2 protein-coding genes are annotated in these 20,611 nt (G+C 77.2%); both read left to right on the top strand.

The window, feature by feature from the left end:
- Positions 1-68: 68 nt before the first annotated feature.
- A complete protein-coding gene (locus tag Sfr03f_RS26445) occupies positions 69-1,637 on the top strand; it encodes a serine hydrolase domain-containing protein (protein WP_108956697.1) in 1,569 nt (522 codons plus the stop codon).
- Between the two features lie 139 nt (positions 1,638-1,776).
- Positions 1,777-20,610, top strand: a complete 18,834-nt coding sequence (locus Sfr03f_RS26440) for a non-ribosomal peptide synthetase (protein WP_108956696.1) — start codon at positions 1,777-1,779, stop codon at positions 20,608-20,610.
- The last annotated feature ends 1 nt before the right edge of the window (position 20,611 follow it).

Here is a 20,611-nt window from a genome sequence, read left to right as displayed (position 1 = left end):
TCCGGATCCGTCCCCGTTCCGGTCGGTGCGTCATCAACAGAGCACGACTTCCCAGGAGGCCCCGCTCCATGCCGCACGTGCCCCCTACACACTTAGCCGACGGGCGCCCCACCCTCGGCCGCAGCACGCTGCAGAACCGCCTCGACGAACTGGCCCGCGCGCACGGAGTGCCGGGCGCCCAGCTCGCCGTCCACACCGGCGCCGAGGTGATCGGCGTCCACACCGGCACCGCCGACGCCGCCACCGGCGTCCCCTTCACTCCCGACACGGTCGTGCCGACCGGTTCGGTGACCAAGCTCTGCACGGCGGCCGCCGTCGCGGTGCTCGCCGACGACGGCGACATCGATCTGGACGAGCCGGCCGCCGCGTCGCTGCCCGAACTGCGGGCGATACCCGAGGTGACCGTGCGTCACCTGCTCAGCCACACCTCCGGCCTGCCGACCGGGCCGGACTCCGACACCGCCGCCGGGCTCACCGCGCCGCGGCTCCTCGCCTCGGTCTGCTCCCCGCGCGACCTGCTGTTCGCGCCGGGCAGCGGCTTCTCCTACTCCAACGCCGGCTACGTGGCCGCCGGCCGCCTGGTCGAGGAGGTCACCGGCATGACCTGGCGGGAGGCGGTACGGGCCCTGCTGCTCGAACCGCTGGGCATACGCCCGGTCCTCCTCCAGGACCCTCCGTCCGACCGGCCCGTCGCCGCCGGTCACGCCCGCAACACCGCCTCCGGCCGCCTGGTGCCCGTCGGGCAGAACCTCGCCGCCGTCGAGGCCCCGGCCGGCGCCCTGCTGGCGAGCGCGCTGGACCTGCTGGCCATAGGCCGGGCGCTCGCCGGCCACTCCGGCGCCCTGCCGCCCGCCGCGGCCGAGGCGATGCGCCGCCCGGCCCCCGGCGCGCGCCCGGGCGCCCTGGCCGACGGCTGGGGTGCCGGCGCGGCCCTGTTCCGGGGCGAGGACCGCTGGTGGTGCGGCCACGACGGCAACGCCCAGGGAACCTCCTGCCACCTGCGCGTCGACCCGCTGTCCGGAGTGGTCGTCGCCTTCACCGGCAACGCGAGCTCCGCGACCGCCCTGTGGCGCGACCTGGCCGGCGAACTCGGCGCGCTCACCGGATCGGTGGCGCCCGCCGCGATCGGCCCCGGGCACGGCCGCGGCCCCGTCCCGCTGCCCGCCGACTGCGTGGGCGTCTACCGCAACGGCACGGTCGAGTACCAGGTGGGCCTGGACGCCTCCGGCCGGCCGTTCCTCTCCGTCGACGGCGACGCGCAGTTGCCGCTGGTGTGCCACTCCGACCTCGAGTTCGACCTGGCCGACCCGGAGAGCGGCCGCCGGCAGCCCGGCGGGCACTTCCACCGCGACCCCCTGACGGGGACCGTCGACCGGGTGCAGGTCTCCGGGCGCACCGCCCGCAGGGTGAAGGGCGCCGAGCCGGAGGCCCGCCCGGCGGACCTCCAGGGCGCGGGCCTGCACGCCCCGCGTCACCCCGGTGCGGCGGCCAAGTCCGTCCGCCTGACGGCCGGTTCGCACCTGCGCGGTCACGCGCCCGTCCCCGCGTCCTCCGTGCGGGCCGAGGCGGCGACGGGCCCGTCCCCGAGGCCCGCGCACACCCCCGGGTACCGCAGCGCCCCGCCGTCCCCGCGGTAACTCCGGCGCGCATCCCCGCAGCACTTCCCCACATCCGAACGCGGCCACGCCGCGCCGCCCCGCCGTGCCCCGGCCGCATCCCAGGCCAGGGCCCGGCGGTGCCGCGCGCCGTTCCGTTCCGCTCCGAAGGACTGCACTCATGACGGTTCCGCACGACCTGCCGACCCCTGCGTCGTCCTCCTCGCCGGCCGGGAGCGCCGGCCCGGCCCCGCACCCCGGGACGACGGGCACCTCGATCGGCGAGCTGTTCACCGCGTGGGCGGCGCGTACGCCCGAGGCTCCCGCTCTGACCGACGGGCGGCGCACCTGGTCCTACCGCGAGCTCGAGGCACGGGCCCGGCGCCTCGCGGGCGACCTGGTGCGGCGCGGAGCCGGACCGGAGCGCACGGTGGCGCTGGTCCTGCCGCGCTCCCTGGAACTGATCGCCGCGGAACTGGCCACGGCCCTCACCGGCGCCGCCTTCCTGCCCGTCGACCCCGGCTACCCGCGGGAGCGGCGCGCCCTGATGCTCGCCGACGCCGCGCCGGCCGTCGTCCTCGACGACCTGACGGCCGTGCGACAGGCGCTGGACCCGGGGACGGACACCGACGCGGGGGAGGCCCCGCCGCACGGCGACGCGGGACCGGCCGCATGGGCGCAACCGGCTGCCGCGGCGGGACCGGCTGCCGCGGCGGGACCGGGCACCGGAACGGAACCGGCTGCCGGGGCGGACCCCGTCCCGGTGCCGCGGGGCGGTGTGCCCGTCGGCGCCGACCACGCGGCCTACCTGATCTACACCTCCGGCTCCACCGGCGTGCCGAAGGGCGTCACGGTCACCCACCGGGGAGTGCGCGGCTTCGTCGAGGCCGCCGCCGAGCGGTACGCGGTGGGTCCCGGCGACCGGGTGCTCCAGTTCTCCTCGCCGAGCTTCGACGCCTCCGTCCTCGAGGTGTTCATCTCCGTCCTCGCCGGGGCGACGCTGGTGGTACCCCCGGGCGGACCGTGGCTGGGGGACGAACTCGCCTCCGTGCTGGACGAGTTCCGCATCAGCCACACGCTGATCCCGCCGGCCGCGCTGGCCACGCTGCCCGACCCCGGACCGGACGGCGCGCCGCACCTGCGGACGCTGATCGTCGGGGCCGAGGCGTGCCCGGCCGCCCTCGTGGACCGGTGGGCGCCCGGACGGCGGATGATCAACTCCTACGGGCCCACCGAGGCCACCATCGTCGCCAGCTGGACCGGCCCGCTGCGCGCCGGGTCCGGCGCCCCGACGATCGGCGCTCCGCTGCCCGGCGTCCGCGCCCACGTCCTCGACGCCGCGATGCGCGAGGTCCCCGCCGGCGCGGACGGCGAACTGTACGTCGGCGGGGACGGCGTGGCACGCGGCTACCTGGGCCGCCCCGGCCTGACCGCCGCCCGCTTCGTCGCCGACCCCTGGGGACCGCCGGGGGCCCGGCTCTACCGCACCGGCGACCGGGCGAGGCGGCGGGCCGACGGCGAGCTGGAGTTCCTCGGCCGGGCCGACCGGCAGGTGAAGGTCCGCGGCTTCCGCATCGAGCCGGGAGAGATCGAGGCCGCCCTGCTGCGGGACCCGGCCGTCCGCGAGGCCGTGGTCGTGGCCCGCGAGGACGAGCCGGGCCGACGGCGGCTGGTCGGCTACGTCACGCCCGCCGACCCCGCCCGCGCTCCCGTCCCCGCGACGCTGCGGACCACGCTCGCAGCCTCGCTGCCGGCGCACCTGGTGCCCTCCGCGGTGGTCGTCCTGGACGCCCTGCCGCTGACCCCGCAGAACAAGATCGACCACCGGGCCCTGCCCGCCCCGGCACACACCCCGGACGCCGGTCACACGCCGCCCCGCACGCCCGCCGAGAGGGCGCTGGCCGCCGTCTGGAGCGAGGTGCTCGGGGTCGATCCGGTCGGCGTCGAGGACGACTTCTTCGACCTGGGCGGTGACTCCGTCCTCGCCGCGCGCACCCTCAGCCGGATCCGCGACGAACTGGGCGTCGCGCTGTCCGTGCGCGACGTGTTCACCGCCCGCACGATCGCCCGGCTCGCCCCGCTGCTCGACGACCCGTCCGCCGCCGCCCCGGCGGAACCGATCCCGCCCGCCCCGCGGGAGGCGCCCCTGCCGCTGTCCGCGGCACAGCGGCGACTGTGGTTCCTGTACGACCTCGACCCGGACGGCGCCGAGTACAACACGGGCGTCGCCCTGCGGCTGCGCGGCGCCCTCGACACCGGAGCCCTGCGGCGCGCCCTGGACCGGCTGGCCGGCCGCCACGACTCCCTGCGCACCGTGTTCGCCGAGATCGACGGACAGGTCACGCAACGGGTCGTCCCCGAACCCCGGCTCGCGCTGCGCATCGCGGAGCTGCCCCCGGTGCCGGCCGGGCGCCGGGACGAGGAGACGGAGCGTGCGCTCGCCGAGGAACTGCGCCGGCCCTTCGACCTGACGGCCGGTCCGCCGGCCCGGGCGCTGCTGGTGCGCCGCGCCGAGGACGACCACGTCCTGCTGCTCGCCCAGCACCACATCGTGACCGACGGATGGTCGGTCGGCGTGCTCGTCCGCGAACTGACCGCCCTGTACCGGGCGGAGGCGTCCGGCGAACCCGACGCGCTGCCCGAACCCCGCCTCCAGTACCCGGACTTCGCCGCCTGGGAGCACGCGCGCGGGCCGGCCGGACCCGAGGGCCTGGCCTACTGGCGGCGCCGGCTGGCCGGACTGCAGCAGCTCGACCTGCCCACGGACAGGCCGCGGCCGGCCGTCCGCACCACCGCCGGCGCCGCCCACCGGCACCGGATCCCCGCCGAACTCGTCGACCAGTTGCGGCGGTTGGCGGGACGCCGCAGCACCACCCTGTTCACCCTGTTCGCCGGCGCGGCCGCCGTGCTGTTCTCCCGGTACACCGGGCAGCGCGACGTCGCCTTCGGCACCGTCACCGACGGACGGGTGAGGCGGGACCTGGAGGAGGTCACCGGGTTCTTCGCCAACACCGTGGTGCTGCGCGGCGAGGTCGACGACACCCTCACCGTCAACCGGCTGGTGGAGTCCATGCGGACGACCGTGCTGGACGCCTTCGCCCACGCCGACGTGCCCTTCGACCAGGTGGTCGAGGAGCTGGCCCCGCGCCGGGACCCCAGCCGCACGCCCCTGGTGCAGGTCCTCGTCGTCCAGCAGACGCCGCTCGCGCACCCGCCCCGGGCGGCGGGCCTGCGCGTCGAGGAGCACCCGCTGCCCCGGCCCGCGGCCCGCTTCGACCTCGTCCTGGAGTTCACGCCCACCTCCGACGGGGGCTGCGACCTCACCGTCGAGTACAACACCGACCTGTTCGAGGCGAGCACCGCCGCCCGGTACGGCCGCCACCTGCACCGGCTGCTCGAGGGCATGGCCGACGCGCCGCACCGCACCGTCGCCCAGCTGCCGCTGCTCACCGACGACGAGCGGGGCACCCTGCTCGGTGCCGGCGAGGCCCCGCTCGACGCGGACGGGGCGGACGGCGGCCCCACCCTGCCCGAGCTGTTCGCGGCACAGGCCGCCCGCACCCCCGGGCGGACCGCCGTGGTGTGCGGCGACACCCGCCTGGACTACGCCGAGGTCGACCGCCGCTCCACCCTGCTCGCCCGGCGGCTCGTGGCGCACGGCGCGCGCCCGGAGACGCTGGTCGCCCTGTGCCTGCCCCGCACCGCCGACCTGCTCCCGGCGATCTGGGCGGTCTGGAAGGCCGGCGCGGCCTACCTGCCGGTCGACCCCGGCTACCCGGCCGAACGCATCCGCCTCATGCTCGGCGACGCCGACCCGACCCTCGTCCTGGCCACCCGGGACACCGCGGACGCCCTGCCCCCGGACCGCCCGGTGCTGTTCCTGGAGGACCACCCGGCCGACGAGGACGACGACGCGGGTCAGCCCCTCGCCGCCCCCGGGCGCCCCCAGGACCCGCGGCAGCCCGCGTACGTCATCTACACCTCCGGCTCCACCGGCCGCCCCAAGGGCGTCGTCGTCACCCACCGCAGCGTGGCCCACCTGGCCGACTGGGCCGCCCGGCGGTTCGCCGGACGCCTGGACCACGTCATCGCCAGCACCTCCCTCAACTTCGACGTCTCCGTCTTCGAGCTGCTGTGCCCGCTGGTCGCGGGAGGCACCGTGGAGATCGTCCCCGACCTGCCCGCCCTCGCCGACGCCGCCGAGCCGCGGCGGGCGGGGCTGGTCAGCGGCGTGCCCTCGGTGCTGTCGCGGATGCTCACCGGCGGCGGCCCGGCGGTGAGCGCGGACACCGTCGTCCTGGCGGGGGAGGCGCTGCCCGCGCAGACCGTGCGGGACCTGCGCCAGGCCATGCCGGGCTGCGCCGTCGCCAACCTCTACGGGCCCACCGAGGCCACCGTCTACGCGACCGCCTGGTTCGCCGGCGACGAGGACCCGGGCCAGGCGCCGCCGATCGGCCGGCCGGTGGCCCGCACCCGCGCCTACGTCCTCGACCGCAAGCTGCGCCTGCAGCCGGCGGGCGTCCCGGGCGAGCTGTACCTCGGCGGCGACGGACTGGCCCGCGGCTACCTGCGCCGCCCCGGCCTGACCGCCGCCCGGTTCGTCGCCGACCCGTTCGGCGCGCCGGGAGGCCGCATGTACCGCACGGGCGACCTGGTGCGGTGGAGCGCCGACGGCGAACTGGAGTACCTGGGCCGCACCGACGAGCAGGTCAAGGTGCGCGGCTTCCGCATCGAGCCGGGCGAGGTCGAGGAGGCGCTGCGCGGCTGTCCCGGCGTCGCCGAGGCCGCGGCCGCGGCCCGGGCCGACGGCGGCCACCAGCGGCTGGTCGGCTACGTCGTGCCGGAGCCCGGCGCCACCGTCGATCCCGAGGCGGTGCGCCGCACGCTCGGCGGCACCCTGCCCGACCACATGGTCCCGTCGGTGGTCATGGTGCTGGACGAGCTGCCGCTGAACGTCAACGGGAAGCTGGACCGCGGCCGGCTGCCCGACCCCGGCCCCGCCCGCCGCACCGCGCGCCACGTGGCCCCGCGGACGCCCACCGAGCGGATCCTCGCCGCCATCTGGGCCAAGGCGCTTGGCGTCGCCCGGGTCGGCACGGACGACAACTTCTTCTCCCTCGGCGGCGACTCCATCCTCAGCATCCAGGTCGTCGCCGAGGCCCGGCAGGCGGGCCTCGCGGTCACCTCCCGCGACGTCTACCGCCACCAGACCGTCGCCGCCCTCGCCCGCCGCGCCGACGCCGCCGCGAGCCGGCGCCCCGCCGCACCCGGCGCCGTGTCCGCCACCGGAAGCGCCCCGCTGACGCCCATCCAGCGGTGGCTGTTCGACAGCGCGGGCGAGCACGCGGGCCACTTCTCCCAGACCGTCTCCCTGGAGGTGGGCGACGACGTCGACGCGGCGGCGCTGGAGGACGCCCTCAACGACCTCCTCGCCCACCACGACGCCCTGCGCTCCCGCTTCACGCCCGAGGAGGGCACGGACGGCGCCACGGTCCGCTGGCACATCGACGCGACCGCGCCCCGCCTCGTGCTCGCCCGCCACCACGGTCCCGCCACCGACGCCCCGCACCACGGCCCCTTCGACCTCGCCCGTGGCCCGCTGCTGCGCGCCGTGCTGCACGAGAGAGGGCCGGGCCGTCCGCCCGTCCTGCACCTCGCCGTGCACCACCTGGTGGTCGACGGCGTCTCCTGGCGCGTCCTCCTCGAGGACCTCGACCACGCCTACCGGGCCCGTCACGCCGGCCAGGACGGGGCGGCCGCCCTGCCGCCGAAGACCTCGCCGCTGCGCCACTGGGCCGAGCGCCTGAACCGCTTCACGGCGGACGGCGGCTTCGACGAGGAGCGCGCGTACTGGGAGCGGGCCGCGTCCGGCGCCGGCACCACCCTGCCCGCGGACCGCGAGGGCGCCGACACCTACGGCTCGGCGGGCGAGGTCACCGTCCGGCTGGCCCCCGACGTCACGGCGGCCCTGCTGCGCACCCTGCAGGACACCTACCGCACGCGGGCCAACGACGCGCTGCTCACCGCGCTCGGCCGCGCCCTGTGCGACTGGAGCGGCCACGAGCGGGTCCTGGTCGACATCGAGGGACACGGCAGGGAGGACCTGTTCGACGACGTCGACACCGGCCGCACGGTCGGCTGGTTCACCACCCGGCACCCGGTCGCCCTCGCGGTGGCCCCGGACGCGGACTGGGACACGGCGCTCAAGCAGGTGAAGGAGCAGCTGCGGGCGGTGCCGCGGCACGGCATCGGTCACGACGCGCTGCGCCACCTCGCCGCACCCGGCACCCTGCCCGAGGCGCCGGCCGCCGGGATCAGCTTCAACTACCTGGGCCGGTTCGCCTCGCCGGGCGGAGCGGACGGCCTGTACCGCGCCGCGTCCCGCCCGCTCGCCCTGGACGCGGACCCCCGCTGCGCCCGCCCGCACCCCCTGGAGGTGGTCGGCCGGCTCGACGGGGAGCAGCTGGAGTTCACCTTCCACCACTCCCGCGCCACGCACGACGAGGCGACCGTCGCCGGCCTCGCCGAGCGCTACGCCGACGCGCTCACCGACCTCGCGCGGCACGCCGCCCGCCCGGGCGCCGCCGGCCGCACCCCCTCCGACTTCCCGCTCGCCCGGCTCGACCAGGCGGCCGTGGACCGGATCACCGGCGACGACCCCGCCGCCGTGGAGGACGTCCACCCCCTCACGCCCACCCAGGCGGGCATGCTCTTCCACGGCCTGTCCCAGGAGGACAGCGGCGTCTACTTCCACCAGCTCTCCTTCGTCCTCGACGGGGTGAGCGACCCGGCCGCCCTCGCGGCTGCCTGGCAGCGGGTCACGGACCGCACCCCGGTGCTGCGCGCCCACGCCGTCTGGCAGGACGTGCCCGAACCCCTGCTGGTGGTGCGGCGCGACGTCACCGTGCCGGTCGCCCAGCTGGACTGGCGCGAGCTCGGCGAGGCCGAACGCGAGGAGCGGCTGCGGGAGTTGCTGCGCAGCGAGCGGGAGCGGGGCATCGACCTGACCCGGGCGCCGCTGCAGCGGCTGACCCTGGTCCGGCTCCCCGGCGGCGGCCTGCGCGTGGTGTGGTCCTTCCACCACCTGGTGCTCGACGGCTGGAGCCTGTTCCACGTGCTGGCGGACGTCCTCGCCTGCGTCGCCGCGCCGGACGCCGCCGAGCTGCCCCACCGCCGGCCCTTCCGCGACTACGTGGCCTGGCTGGCCGAACGCGACCGCCCCGAGGCCGAACGCCACTGGCGCGAGAGGCTGGACGGCCTCGCCGAGCCCACCCCGCTGCCCTACGACCGCGAACCGCGCGAGAGCCACCGCGCCGAGTCCCGCGAGGCGGTGCGCGCCGTGCTGCCGGCCGCCGCGACCCGCGCGCTGCAGGACCGCGCCAGGGGCGCCGGGCTGACCCTCGGCACCCTGGTGCAGGGCGCCTGGGCGGTCCTGCTGAGCCGCCACGCGGGCCGTGACGAGGTCGTCTTCGGCACCACCGTCTCCGGCCGGCCGCCGGAGCTGGACGGTGCGGAGGCCATGACCGGCCTGTTCATCGCGACCCTGCCCACCCGGGTCACCGTGCCCCGCACCGGCACGACGGCCGACTGGCTGCACCGCCTCCAGCAGGACCAGGGCGAGGACCGGCGCTTCGACTTCGTCCCGCTGACCCGGATGAAGGCCCTCACCCGGCTTCCCGAGCGGGCGGGCCTGTTCGACAGCATCGTCGTCTTCGAGAACTACCCGGTGGACGACGCCACGGCCGCCTCCCACGGCCTGCGGCTGAGCGGGCTCGAGGGCGTCGAGACCACCAACTACCCGCTGAGCCTGGTCGTCGAGCCGGGGTCGGAACTCTCCCTCAGCCTCGGCTACGACCCCGAACTCTTCGACGCCGCCACCGCCGAACTGCTGACGGAGTACCTGCTGGTCCTCCTCGAGACCATGGCCGGCGGCCTCGACGCCGCACCCGGACGCCTGCCGCTGCTCACGCCCGCCCGCCGCGACCAGGTGCTGCACGCCTGGAACGACACCGCCGCCGGCGCGCCGGTGACGACCACGGCCGAACTCTTCGCCGCGCAGGTGCGCCGCACGCCCGACGCCGTGGCGCTGGAGGCGGGCGCGCACCGGCTCACCTACCGGGAGCTCGACGACCGGGCGGCCGCGCTGGCCGCCCGCCTCACCGCGCTCGGCGTGTGCGCCGAGCGGCCGGTGGCCGTGCTGATGGACCGTTCCGTGCCGCTCGTCCTCGCCCAGCTCGCCCTGGTGCGCACCGGCGGCGTGTACGTCCCGCTGGACGGCCGGGCGCCGCGCGAACGGCTGCGGCGGACGCTCGCCGAGGCCGGGGCGGACCTGCTGCTCACCGACGCCGCGGGCGAGGAGACGGCGCGCGCCGTCCTGCCCGGCGGGCGGGTCGTCCGGGCGGACGACACCGACGACGCGCAGGACCTGACCGCCGCGCCCGCCCCGCTGCCGCCGGTCCACCCCGACAACGCGCAGTACCTGATGTTCACCTCGGGCTCCACCGGCACGCCCAAGGGCGTCGCCGTGCGGCAGCGCGACGTCGCCGCGCTCGCCCTCGACCGGGCCTTCGCCGGGCACGAACGGGTCCTGGTGCACTCGCCGCAGGCCTTCGACGCCTCCACCTACGAGCTGTGGGTGCCGCTGCTGCGCGGCGGCACCGCCGTGCTCGCGCCGCCCGCCGAGGTGGACGCCGCCGTGGTGCGCCGCGCCGTGACCGAGCAGGGGGTGCGCCACCTGTGGCTGACGGCCGGACTGTTCCGGCTGATCGCCCAGGAGGACCCCGGCTGCCTGCGCGGCGCGTGCGAGGTGTGGACCGGCGGCGAGGCCGTGCCGGGCGCGGTGGTCCGGCGTGTCCTGGACGCCTGCCCCGGCCTGACCGTCGTGGACGGCTACGGCCCCACCGAGACCACCACCTTCGCCACCCGGCGCCCCTTCACCGCCGCCGACCGGCTGCCCGCCGTGCTGCCCATCGGCCGCCCGCTCGACGACACCCGCGCCTACGTGCTCGACGACGCCCTCCAGCCGCAGCCGCCCGGGGTGCCCGGCGAGCTGTACATCGCCGGCGCCGGAGTGGCCCGCGGGTACGCCGGACGACCGGGGGCGACCGCCGCCCGCTACCTCGCCGACCCGTACGGGCCGCCCGGCGGCCGGATGTACCGCACCGGCGACATCGTGCGCCGCAGCGCGGACGGCGAACTGTGCTTCGTGGGCCGCGCCGACGACCAGATCAAGATCCGGGGCTTCCGCGTCGAGCCCGCCGAGATCGAGGCCCGCCTCACCGCCCACCCGGCGGTCGCCGAGGCCGTCGTGTCGCTGTACGAGCACGCCGGGGTCAAGCGGCTCGCCGCCCACCTGGTGCCCGCCCCGCGCACGGACGCACCGCGCACCGACCCGCCGACCGCGGACGCCCCGCACGCGGACGCGCCGACCGCGGCCGTGCCGACCGCGGCCGAGCTGCGCGAGCACCTCTCGGCGAGCCTGCCCGACTACATGCTGCCCGCGGCGTTCGTCGCCGTCCCCGAACTGCCGCTGACCGCCAACGGCAAGGTGGACCGCCGCCGGCTGCCGGTGCCGGACTGGTCGGCGCCCGGCGACTCCTACCGCGAGCCCCGCGAGGGGGCCGAGCGGATCCTCGCCGGCATCTGGGCCGACCTGCTCGGCGTCGAACGGGTCGGCGCGGACGACAACTTCTTCATGCTCGGCGGCGACTCGATCCTCGGCATCCAGGTCGTCTCCCGGGCCCGCACCGCCGGGCTGACGCTCACCCCCCGCGACCTGTTCCGGCACCCCACGGTCGCCGCCCTGGCCGCCGCCCGCGCGACGCAGGGCGCCACCACGGTCGCCGGCACCGCGCCGGTCACCGGGGAGGTCGGCCTCACCCCGGTCCAGCACTGGTTCCTCGACGCCGCACCGCGCCGCCCCGAGATCTTCGACCAGTGCGTGGTCGTCGAGACCCCGGCCGACGTCGACCCGGACGCCCTGCACCGGGCACTGCGCGCCCTGTGGGACCACCACGACGCCCTGCGCTCCCGCTTCACCCGGCGGTACGACGGCTCGTGGTCGCAGTGGTGCGCCGCCCCGGGCGAGGAGCCGGAGCTGCTGCGCACGCACGACCTCGGCGGCCTGGACGAGGCGGCCGCGCGCGAGGAGGAGGCCAGGGTCACCGCCGAGGCGCACGCCGCCTTCCGGCTCGACAACGGACCGCTGCTCGCCGCCCGCCTGTTCACCGGCCTCCCGGCCCCCCGGCTGCTGATCGCCGTCCACCACCTGGTGGTCGACGGAGTCTCCTGGCGCATCCTCCTGGAGGACCTGGAGAGCGCCTACGCCCAGGCCCGCGCCGGCGAACCGGTCCGGCTGCCGGAGCGCACCACCTCGGTGCGGGAGTGGGCCCGCCGGCTGCGCGAGCACGCCGAGGCGGGCGGCTTCGCCGCGGAACGCGACCACTGGGAGACGGTGGCCCGGCACTGCGCCGCGCCCCTGCCGGTGGACGCCGACGGCGGCAACACCGTCGCCGACACCGAAGCGGTCACCGTACGGCTCGACCGCGCCCGCACCGACGCCCTGCTGCGCGAGGTGCCGGCCGTCTACCGCACCCGCGTCGACGACGTCCTGCTCACCGCCCTCGGCCGGGTCCTGGCCGACTGGACCGGACGGGACACGGTGGCCGTCACCCTGGAGGGCCACGGCCGGGAGGACGCCCTCTTCGAGGACGTCGACCTGTCCCGCACGGTCGGCTGGTTCACCAGCGTCCACCCGGTGGCGCTGACGGTGCCGCGGGACGACTGGGGCGCCGCCCTGAAATCCGTCAAGGAACAACTGCGGGCCATCCCCGGCCGCGGCATCGGCCACGGCGCGCTCACCCGCCTCACCCGCGAGCTCCCGGCCCACCCGGCGCCCGCGATCAGCTTCAACTACCTGGGCCGCTTCGACTGGAGCGCGGAGGGCGGCGCCCTGGTGCGCGCCGTGCCCGGCGGCCTGGACGGCGCGGACGCCCCCGAGGCGAGTCGCCCGCACCTGCTGGACGTCGTCGCCCGGGTCGGCGAGGACGGCGAGCTGGAGATCTCCTGGCACCACAGCCGCGGCGTGCACCGGCGGGAGACCGTGACCCGCCTCGCCGAGGAGACGGTGCGGGCGCTGGAGGCCGTCGTCGAACACTGCGCCCGCCCGGACGCCGGCGGACGCACCCCGTCGGACTTCCCGCTGGCCCGCCTCGACCAGGCGGCCGTGGACCGGGTCGCCGGGGACGGCCGTGCGGTCGCCGACGTGTACCCGCTGACGCCGATGCAGGCGGGCATGCTCTTCCACGGCCTGCTGGACCCCGACAGCCGCACCTACGTCAACCAGGTGCAGTTCACGCTCTCCGGCGTCACCGACCCGCACGCCCTCGCCGAGGCATGGCAGCGCACCGCGGACGCCAACGCCGTGCTGCGCACCCGCCTGGTGTGGCAGGAGACCGCCGAACCGCTGCAGGTCGTCCAGCACCACGCCACCGTGCCCGTCACCCACCACGACTGGAGCGGCCGCGACGCGTCGGAGTGCGCGGCGGACCTCGACCGGCTCCTCGACGAGGACCGGCGGGCCGGCATCGACCTCGCCGCCGCCCCGCTGATGCGGCTGACGCTGATCCGCCTCGCGCCCGACCGGGTGCGCGTGGTGTGGACGTTCCACCACGTGCTGCTCGACGGCTGGAGCGCCGCGCAGGTCTTCGACGAGGTCTGCGAACGGTACGCGGCCCTCACCCGGGGCGGCCGTCCCCGGGTGCCCGGGCGGGCGCCGTTCGCCGACTACCTGGGCTGGCTGGCCGGTCAGGACACGGACGCCGCGGAACGCCACTGGCGCGAGACGCTGGCCGGCTTCACCGCGCCGACCGAACTGCCCCGGGACCGCCGCCCCGCCGGGGTGCACCGCGCCTCCTCCGTGGAGACGGTGCGCGTCACGCTCGACGCCGAGGTCTCGGCCCGGCTCCGGGAGACCGCGCAGCGGTCCGGGCTGACCCTCAACACCGTGCTCCAGGGCGCCTGGGCGCTGCTGCTGTCGCGCTTCGGCGGCGGCGACGACGTGGTGTTCGGGACGACCGTCTCCGGCCGGCCCGCCGACCTGCCCGGCGTCACCACCATGGTCGGGCTGTTCATCAACACCCTGCCGACCCGGGTCACCGTCGACGGGAGGCGCCCCCTGCTGGAGTGGCTGGGCGAGCTGCAGGCCGCCCAGTCGGAGGCGCGGCGGCACGAGTTCGTCTCCCTGGCCCAGCTGCAGACGTGGAGCGAGGTGCCCGGCGGGACCAGCCTCTTCGACAGCATCGTCGTCTTCGAGAACTACCCGTTCGACGAGGACGCCCTCGGGCGGCTCGGCCTGACCCTCACCCAGGAACGCGACGTCGAACCGACCAGCTACCCGCTGAGCGTGGTCGTCGCCCCCGGCGACACCCTCGCCGTCTCCCTCGACCACGACCCGGCCGTCTTCGACCGGGCCACCGTGGAGAGCCTGGGCGCGAGCCTGCGCACCCTGCTGGGAGCGATGGCCGCGGACCCCGGCCGCCGCCTGGACGACCTGCCGCTGCTCGACCCCGCCGAGGGCCGCGCGCTGCTCGAGAGGTACGCGGGGGCTCCGGCGGCGGACGCCCAGGCCGCCTCGCCCGCGGCGTCCGCCGACGCGGCGACGCGCCCCGGCACCCTGCCCGCCGCGTTCGCCGCGCAGGCCGCCCGGACCCCCGACGCCCCGGCCGTCGTCGCCGGGGACGAGGAGCTGACCTACCGGCAGCTCGACGAGCGCTCCAACCGGCTGGCCCGGCTGCTGATCGAGGCCGGCGCGGGACCCGAACGCTTCGTCGCGCTCGCCCTGCCCCGCACCGCCGACCTCGTCGTGGCCCTGCTCGCGGTGCTCAAGAGCGGCGCCGGCTACCTGCCGGTCGACCCCGGCCACCCGGCCGAACGCGTCGCCTTCCTCTTCGAGGACGTGCGGCCCGCCGCCGTGGTGACCGCCGCCGCCACCGCCGGCCGGCTGCCCGACGGGCCGACGGCGCACGCCTGCCCGCGCCTGACCCTCGACGCCCCGGAGACCGCGGCGCGCCTGGCCGCCGCGTCCCCCGCACCCGTCGCCGACGGCGAGCGGCACGCGGCGCTGCTGCCCGAGCACCCGGCGTACGTCATCCACACCTCCGGATCGACGGGCCGGCCCAAGGGCGTGGTCGTCGCCCACGCCCCGGTGCTCACGCTGACCGACTGGGCCGCCGCCGAGTTCACCGGCCGGGGCCTGGAGCACGTGGTGGCGTCCACCTCGCTCAACTTCGACGTGTCGGTGTTCGAGATCTTCTCGCCGCTGCTGACCGGCGGCCGGGTGGAACTCGTCCGCGACCTGCTCGCCCTCGCCGAGCGGACCGGACCGTGGCGGGCCGGGCTGCTCAGCGCCGTGCCCTCCGCGCTGGGACGGCTGCTCGCCGAGGACGCCGTCCACCTCGACGCCGGCACCCTCGTCCTCGCCGGTGAGGCACTGCCCGCGCGGACCGTGCGCCAGGTGCGCGCGGCGGCGCCCGGCTGCCGGGTGCTGAACGTCTACGGACCCACCGAGGCCACCGTCTACGCCACCGCCTTCGTCTGCGACCCCGCCGACCCCGACCGGGACCCGCCCATCGGCCGCCCCGTCGGCGGCGCCCGCGCCTACGTCCTGGACGCCCGGCTGCGCCCGGTGCCCGTCGGCGCCCCCGGCGAGCTGTACCTCGCCGGAACCGGCGTCGCCCGCGGCTACCTGGGCCGGCCCGGCCTGACCGCCTCCCGCTTCCCCGCCGACCCCTACGGGCCGCCCGGCGGCCGGATGTACCGCACCGGCGACCTGGTGCGCCGCACCGCCGACGGCGACCTGGTCTACCTCGGCCGGTCGGACGACCAGGTCAAGGTGCGGGGCTTCCGCATCGAACTCGGCGAGGTGGAGGCGGCGCTGGCCCGGCACCCGCGGGTGGCCGCGGCGGCCGCGCGCGTGGTGGAGCACGAGGGCCACCGGCGGCTCGTCGCCTACGCCGTGCCCCGCGGGTCCGGGAGCTTCGACGCGGCCGAGCTGCGCGACTTCCTCGCCCGCGCCCTCCCCGGCCACCTCGTCCCGTCGCTGGTGACCGAGCTGGACCGGCTGCCGCTGGGCGCCACCGGAAAGCTGGACCGGCGGGCCCTGCCCGAGCCGGTGTGGTCCGCACCCGGCGCGGCCGGCTCCCGCCCCCCGCGGCCCGGCGCCGAGCAGACGCTCGCCGCCATCTGGTCCGAGGTGCTCCAGGTCTCCGGGATCGGCGCCGACGACAACTACTTCGCCCTCGGCGGCGACTCCGTTCTCGGCATCCGCATCGTGTCGGCGGCCCGCCGCGCCGGGCTGCACCTGACGCCCCGCCACCTGTTCAGCCACCAGACCGTCGCCGAACTCGCCACCGTGGCGCAGCGCCCGCCCGCCCTCCCGGACACCGCCGAGGAGGACGACGCGACCGTCGAGGCGCCGCTCACCCCCGTGCAGCACTGGCTGCTCGACACCCTCACCGGCGACCCGGCGCACTTCAGCCAGTCGGTCGCCCACCACGTCGACCCCGACACCGACCCCGATCTGCTGCGCACCGCCCTCGCGGCGGTCACCGACCACCACGACGCGCTGCGCCTGCGCTACGCACCCGGCGACGACGGGCACGGCGTGCGGCAGCGGGCCGCCGCGCCGGGCGCGCCCCCGCACCTCGAACTGCACGACGCGCCGCCCGAGGAGGTCGCCGGGACCCTGGCCGCCGGATTCGACCTGCGCGAGGGCCCGTTGCTGCGCGCCGCGCTGTGCCGCCCCGAGGGCGGACGGCCCGTGCTGGTCCTCGCCGCCCACCACCTGGTGGTGGACGCCGTCTCCTGGCGGGTGGTCCTGGAGGACCTGGACGCCGCCTACCGGGCGCTGCGCGCCGGGGAGCCGGTCGACCTGGGCCCGAGGACGACGTCCTTCCGCAGCTGGGCGACCCGCCTGGCCGCCCACACCGCCGCCGGCGGCTTCGACGCCGAACTGCCCTACTGGCAGGGCGTCGAGAGCACCCCCCTGCCGACCGACCTGGACGGCGGGAACACCGTCGCCCACGAGGAGTCGCTGACCGCGGTCCTGGACGACGAGGGCACCCGCCGCCTGCTCCAGGAGGTGCCCGAGGCGTACCGGACCCGCGTCAACGACGTGCTGCTGTGCGCCCTGGGGCGGGTCCTGGCCCGCTGGACGGGACGCGACCGGGTGACGGTGGCGCTGGAGGGCCACGGCCGCGAGGAGCTGTTCGAGGGGGTCGACCTCTCCCGCACCGTCGGGTGGTTCACCGCGATGTACCCCGTCGCCCTGGACGTGCCGCGCTCCGCGGACACCGGGACCGTGCTGAAGTCCGTCAAGGAGAACCTGCGGGCCGTCCCGCACGGCGGCCTCGGCCACGGCGCCCTGCGCCACCTGCGCGCCCAGGACGGCGGAACCGCCGCACCGGACCTGCCGCAGGCGCCGCAGATCGCCTTCAACTACCTGGGCCGGCAGGACTGGCAGAACGCCCCCGGCAGCCTGCTGCAGGCCCCCTACGGAGGGCTGACCGGCGGCATGGACCCGGCCGCCCGCCGGCCGCACCTCATCGACGTGCTCGGCCAGGTCACCGACAAGCGGCTGGAGTTCACCTGGTCCTTCTCGCGCGAGGTCCACCACCGCGACACCGTCGCCCGGCTCGCCGCCGAGACCCTGGACGAACTGCGCGCGATCGTCCGGCACTGCGCCGAGCCCGGCGCCGGCGGGCGCACCCCGTCGGACTTCCCGCTGGCCCGCCTCGACCAGGCCGCCGTGGACCGCCTGGCGGGCGCCGGCCGGGACGTCGCCGACATCTACCCGCTCACCCCGACCCAGGCCGGCATGGTCGTGCACGCCCTCGACGAGCCCGGTCAGGGCCTGTACGTCGAGCAGATCACCTTCGTCATGGACGGGGTGAGCGACCTGGGCACGGCGGCCGCCGCCTGGCAGCACGTCGTCGACCGCACGCCCGTCCTGCGTACCGCCGTCGTCCTCGACGACGTGCCGGAGCCCCTGCAGGTGGTGCGCCGGGCGGCCCGGCTGCCCGTCACCGAGCTGGACTGGTCGCGGCTGGCCCCCGAGGAGCGGGCCGAGCGGCTCGAGCGGCTGCTGGCCGAGGACCGGGCCCGCGGCATGGCCCTGGACCGGGCGCCGCTGCTGCGGATCGCGCTGATCCGCCTCGGCCCCGACGAGGTCCGGGTGGTGTGGACCTTCCACCACCTGCTGCTGGACGGCTGGAGCGTCTTCCACGTGCTCGGCGACGTCCTGACCGCGCACGCCGCGCTCTCCCGCGGCGAGGAGCCGCGCCTGCCGGACCGGCGCCCGTTCGCGGACCACGCCGCCTGGCTCGCCGCCCGCGACACCGCGGGCGCCGAGGAGCACTGGCGCGCCGTCCTCGGCGACCTCGCCGCGCCCACCCCGTTGCCCTACGACACCCGGCCCGCGCCCGGCGCCGCCACCCGCTCGGACGCCTGGCTGTCCCACCGGCTCGGCGCCGAGGAGACCGGGAGGCTGCGGGAGTTCGCCCGCAGGCACCGGCTCACCCTCAACACCGTCGTCCAGGGCGCGTGGGCGCTGCTGCTGTCCCGGCTCGGCGCCACCTCCGACGTGTGCTTCGGCACCACCGTCTCCGGCCGCCCCGCGGACCTGCCCGGCGCCGACACCATCACCGGGCTGTTCATCACCACCCTGCCCGCACGGGTGCGCGTCGACGGGCGGGCCAGGTGCGCCGACTGGCTCCGCGAGACGCAGCGGGCGCGCGCCGAGGACCGCCGGTTCGAGCACCTGCCGCTGCCCCGGCTGCAGGCCCTGAGCGCGTTGCCCGAGGGCACCTCCCTCTTCGACAGCCTGCTGGTGCTGGAGAACTACCCGGTGGCCGACACCACGGCCGGCGCCCAGGGCGTCCGGGTCCGGGAACTGGACGCCCGCGAGGCCACCAACTACCCCCTCACCGTGGTCGTCTCGCCCGGCGAGCGGCTCTCGGTCGAACTCGGCCACGACCCGCGCTGCTTCGAGGAGGGAACCGCCCGCTCCCTGGCCGACCGGCTGCTGCACACCCTGCGCCGGCTGGCCGACGCCGACGAGGACACCCGCCTCGACGACCTCGACGTGCTGCCCCCCGAGGAACGCGCACGCCTCCTCGCCGGGCCCACCCGGCCCGACACGCCGCAGGTCGCCCCGGCGCCCCTGGCCGCGCTGGTCGAGGCTGCGGTGGACCGGTGGCCCGACGCCCCCGCCCTCACCGCCCCCGGCCTCGAGCTCACCTTCGCCCAGGTCGAGGAACGGGCCAACCGCCTCGCCCACCGGCTGATCGCGCGCGGCGCGGGGCCCGGCACGCTGGTCGGACTCCTGCTGCCCCGCTCGGCGCACATGGTGGTCGCGCAGCTCGCGGTGGCCAAGGCGGGCGCCGCCTTCCTGCCGGTCGACCCCGGCTACCCCGAGGAGCGCATCGCGCTGATGCTGCGCGACGCGGCGCCCGCCGTCACCCTCGACGAGGCCGAGGTGGAAGCGCTGCTCGCCGCCGGGCCGTCGGGGTTCCCCCCGGACGAGGCGCCCGGGGGAGGCGCCCGGGACCACCGGCCCACCGACGCCGACCGCGCACGCCCCCTCGACCTCGCCGACCCGGCGTACGTCATCTACACCTCCGGCTCCACCGGCACCCCCAAGGGCGTCGTGGTCACCCACCGCGGCCTCGCCGCGTTCTCCGCCGCCGAGGCCGCCCACTACCGGGTCGAGGCGGGCGACCGGGTGCTCGCCTTCTCCACGCCCAGCTTCGACGCGGCCGTCCTGGAGCTGTGCATGTCCCTGCCGCACGGCGCCCGGCTCGTCGTCCCGCGGCCCGGGCCGCTGCTCGGCGGCGAGCTCGCCGAGGTGCTGCGCGGGGAGCGGATCACCCACACGCTGCTGCCGCCGGCCGCACTGGCCACCCTGCCGCCGGACGCACCCGGCACGCTGCCCGACCTGCGGACCCTGGTGGTCGGCGCCGACGCCTGCCGCGCCGAACTGGTCACCCGCTGGGCACCGCACCACCGGATGATCAACTCCTACGGGCCGACCGAGGCCACCGTGGTGGCCACCTGGTCCTCTCCGCTGGAGCCCGACGGCTCCGCCCCGCCCGTCGGCCGCCGCCTGCCCGGCACCCGCGCCTACGTGCTGGACGCGCGGCTGCGCCCCGTCCCGGACGGGACGCCCGGCGAACTGTGGCTGGCCGGCGACGCGCTGGCGCGGGGCTACCTGGGCCGGCCGGGCCTGACCGCCGCCCGCTTCACCGCCGACCCGTTCGGCCCGCCGGGCAGCCGCATGTACCGCACCGGCGACCTGGTGCGGCGCGACGCCCGCGGCGAACTCCACCACCTCGGGCGTACCGACCACCAGCTGAAACTGCGGGGCCACCGCATCGAGGCGGGCGAGGTCGAGGCCACCCTGGTGCGCCACCCCGCCGTCCTGGACGCCGTGGTGAGCGTCCGGGAGGACGAGCCGGGACTGCCGCGGCTGGTCGCCCACGTGCTCACCGCCCCCGGGACCGAACCGCCCGGCGCCGCCGCCCTGCGGGCGCACGCCGCCCGGACGCTGCCCGGCCCCATGGTGCCGTCCGCGTTCGTGGTCATGGACAGCTTCCCGCTGACGGAGAACGGCAAGACCGACCGGTCCGCGCTGCCCGCGCCCGCGCCCGCGCCCGCGGCCGAGGAGACGGCCGGGCGGATCGCCCCGCGCACCCCCACCGAGGAGGCGCTCGCCGCCGTCTGGGAGGAGGTCCTGCAGGCGCCGGTCGGCGCCGAGGACGACTACTTCCTGCTCGGTGGCGACTCCCTGCGGGCCCTGCGGATCGTCTCCCGCGCCAACGACGCCTTCGGCGTCACGCTCACCCCCCGTGACGTCCTGGTCTCCCGCACCGTCGCCGCGCTGGCGGAGCTGGTGGAGGAGCAGGTGCTCAGCGAACTCGAGGCCGCCGCCCGTGGCGCCGGCGAATCCCACGAACGGTGAA

The sequence above is a fragment of the Streptomyces fragilis genome (assembly GCF_003112515.1).
Lineage (GTDB): Bacteria > Actinomycetota > Actinomycetes > Streptomycetales > Streptomycetaceae > Streptomyces > Streptomyces fragilis.
Note: the sequence above shows the minus strand (reverse complement) of the source record. Positions and strands in the feature narration are given on the sequence as shown.

Bases quoted from the DNA above. Each gene is read 5' to 3' on its own strand.
- Sfr03f_RS26440 (WP_108956696.1), top strand. From the start codon at position 1,777: ATGACGGTTCCGCACGACCTGCCGACCCCTGCGTCGTCCTCCTCGCCG.
- Sfr03f_RS26445 (WP_108956697.1), top strand. From the start codon at position 69: ATGCCGCACGTGCCCCCTACACACTTAGCCGACGGGCGCCCCACCCTC.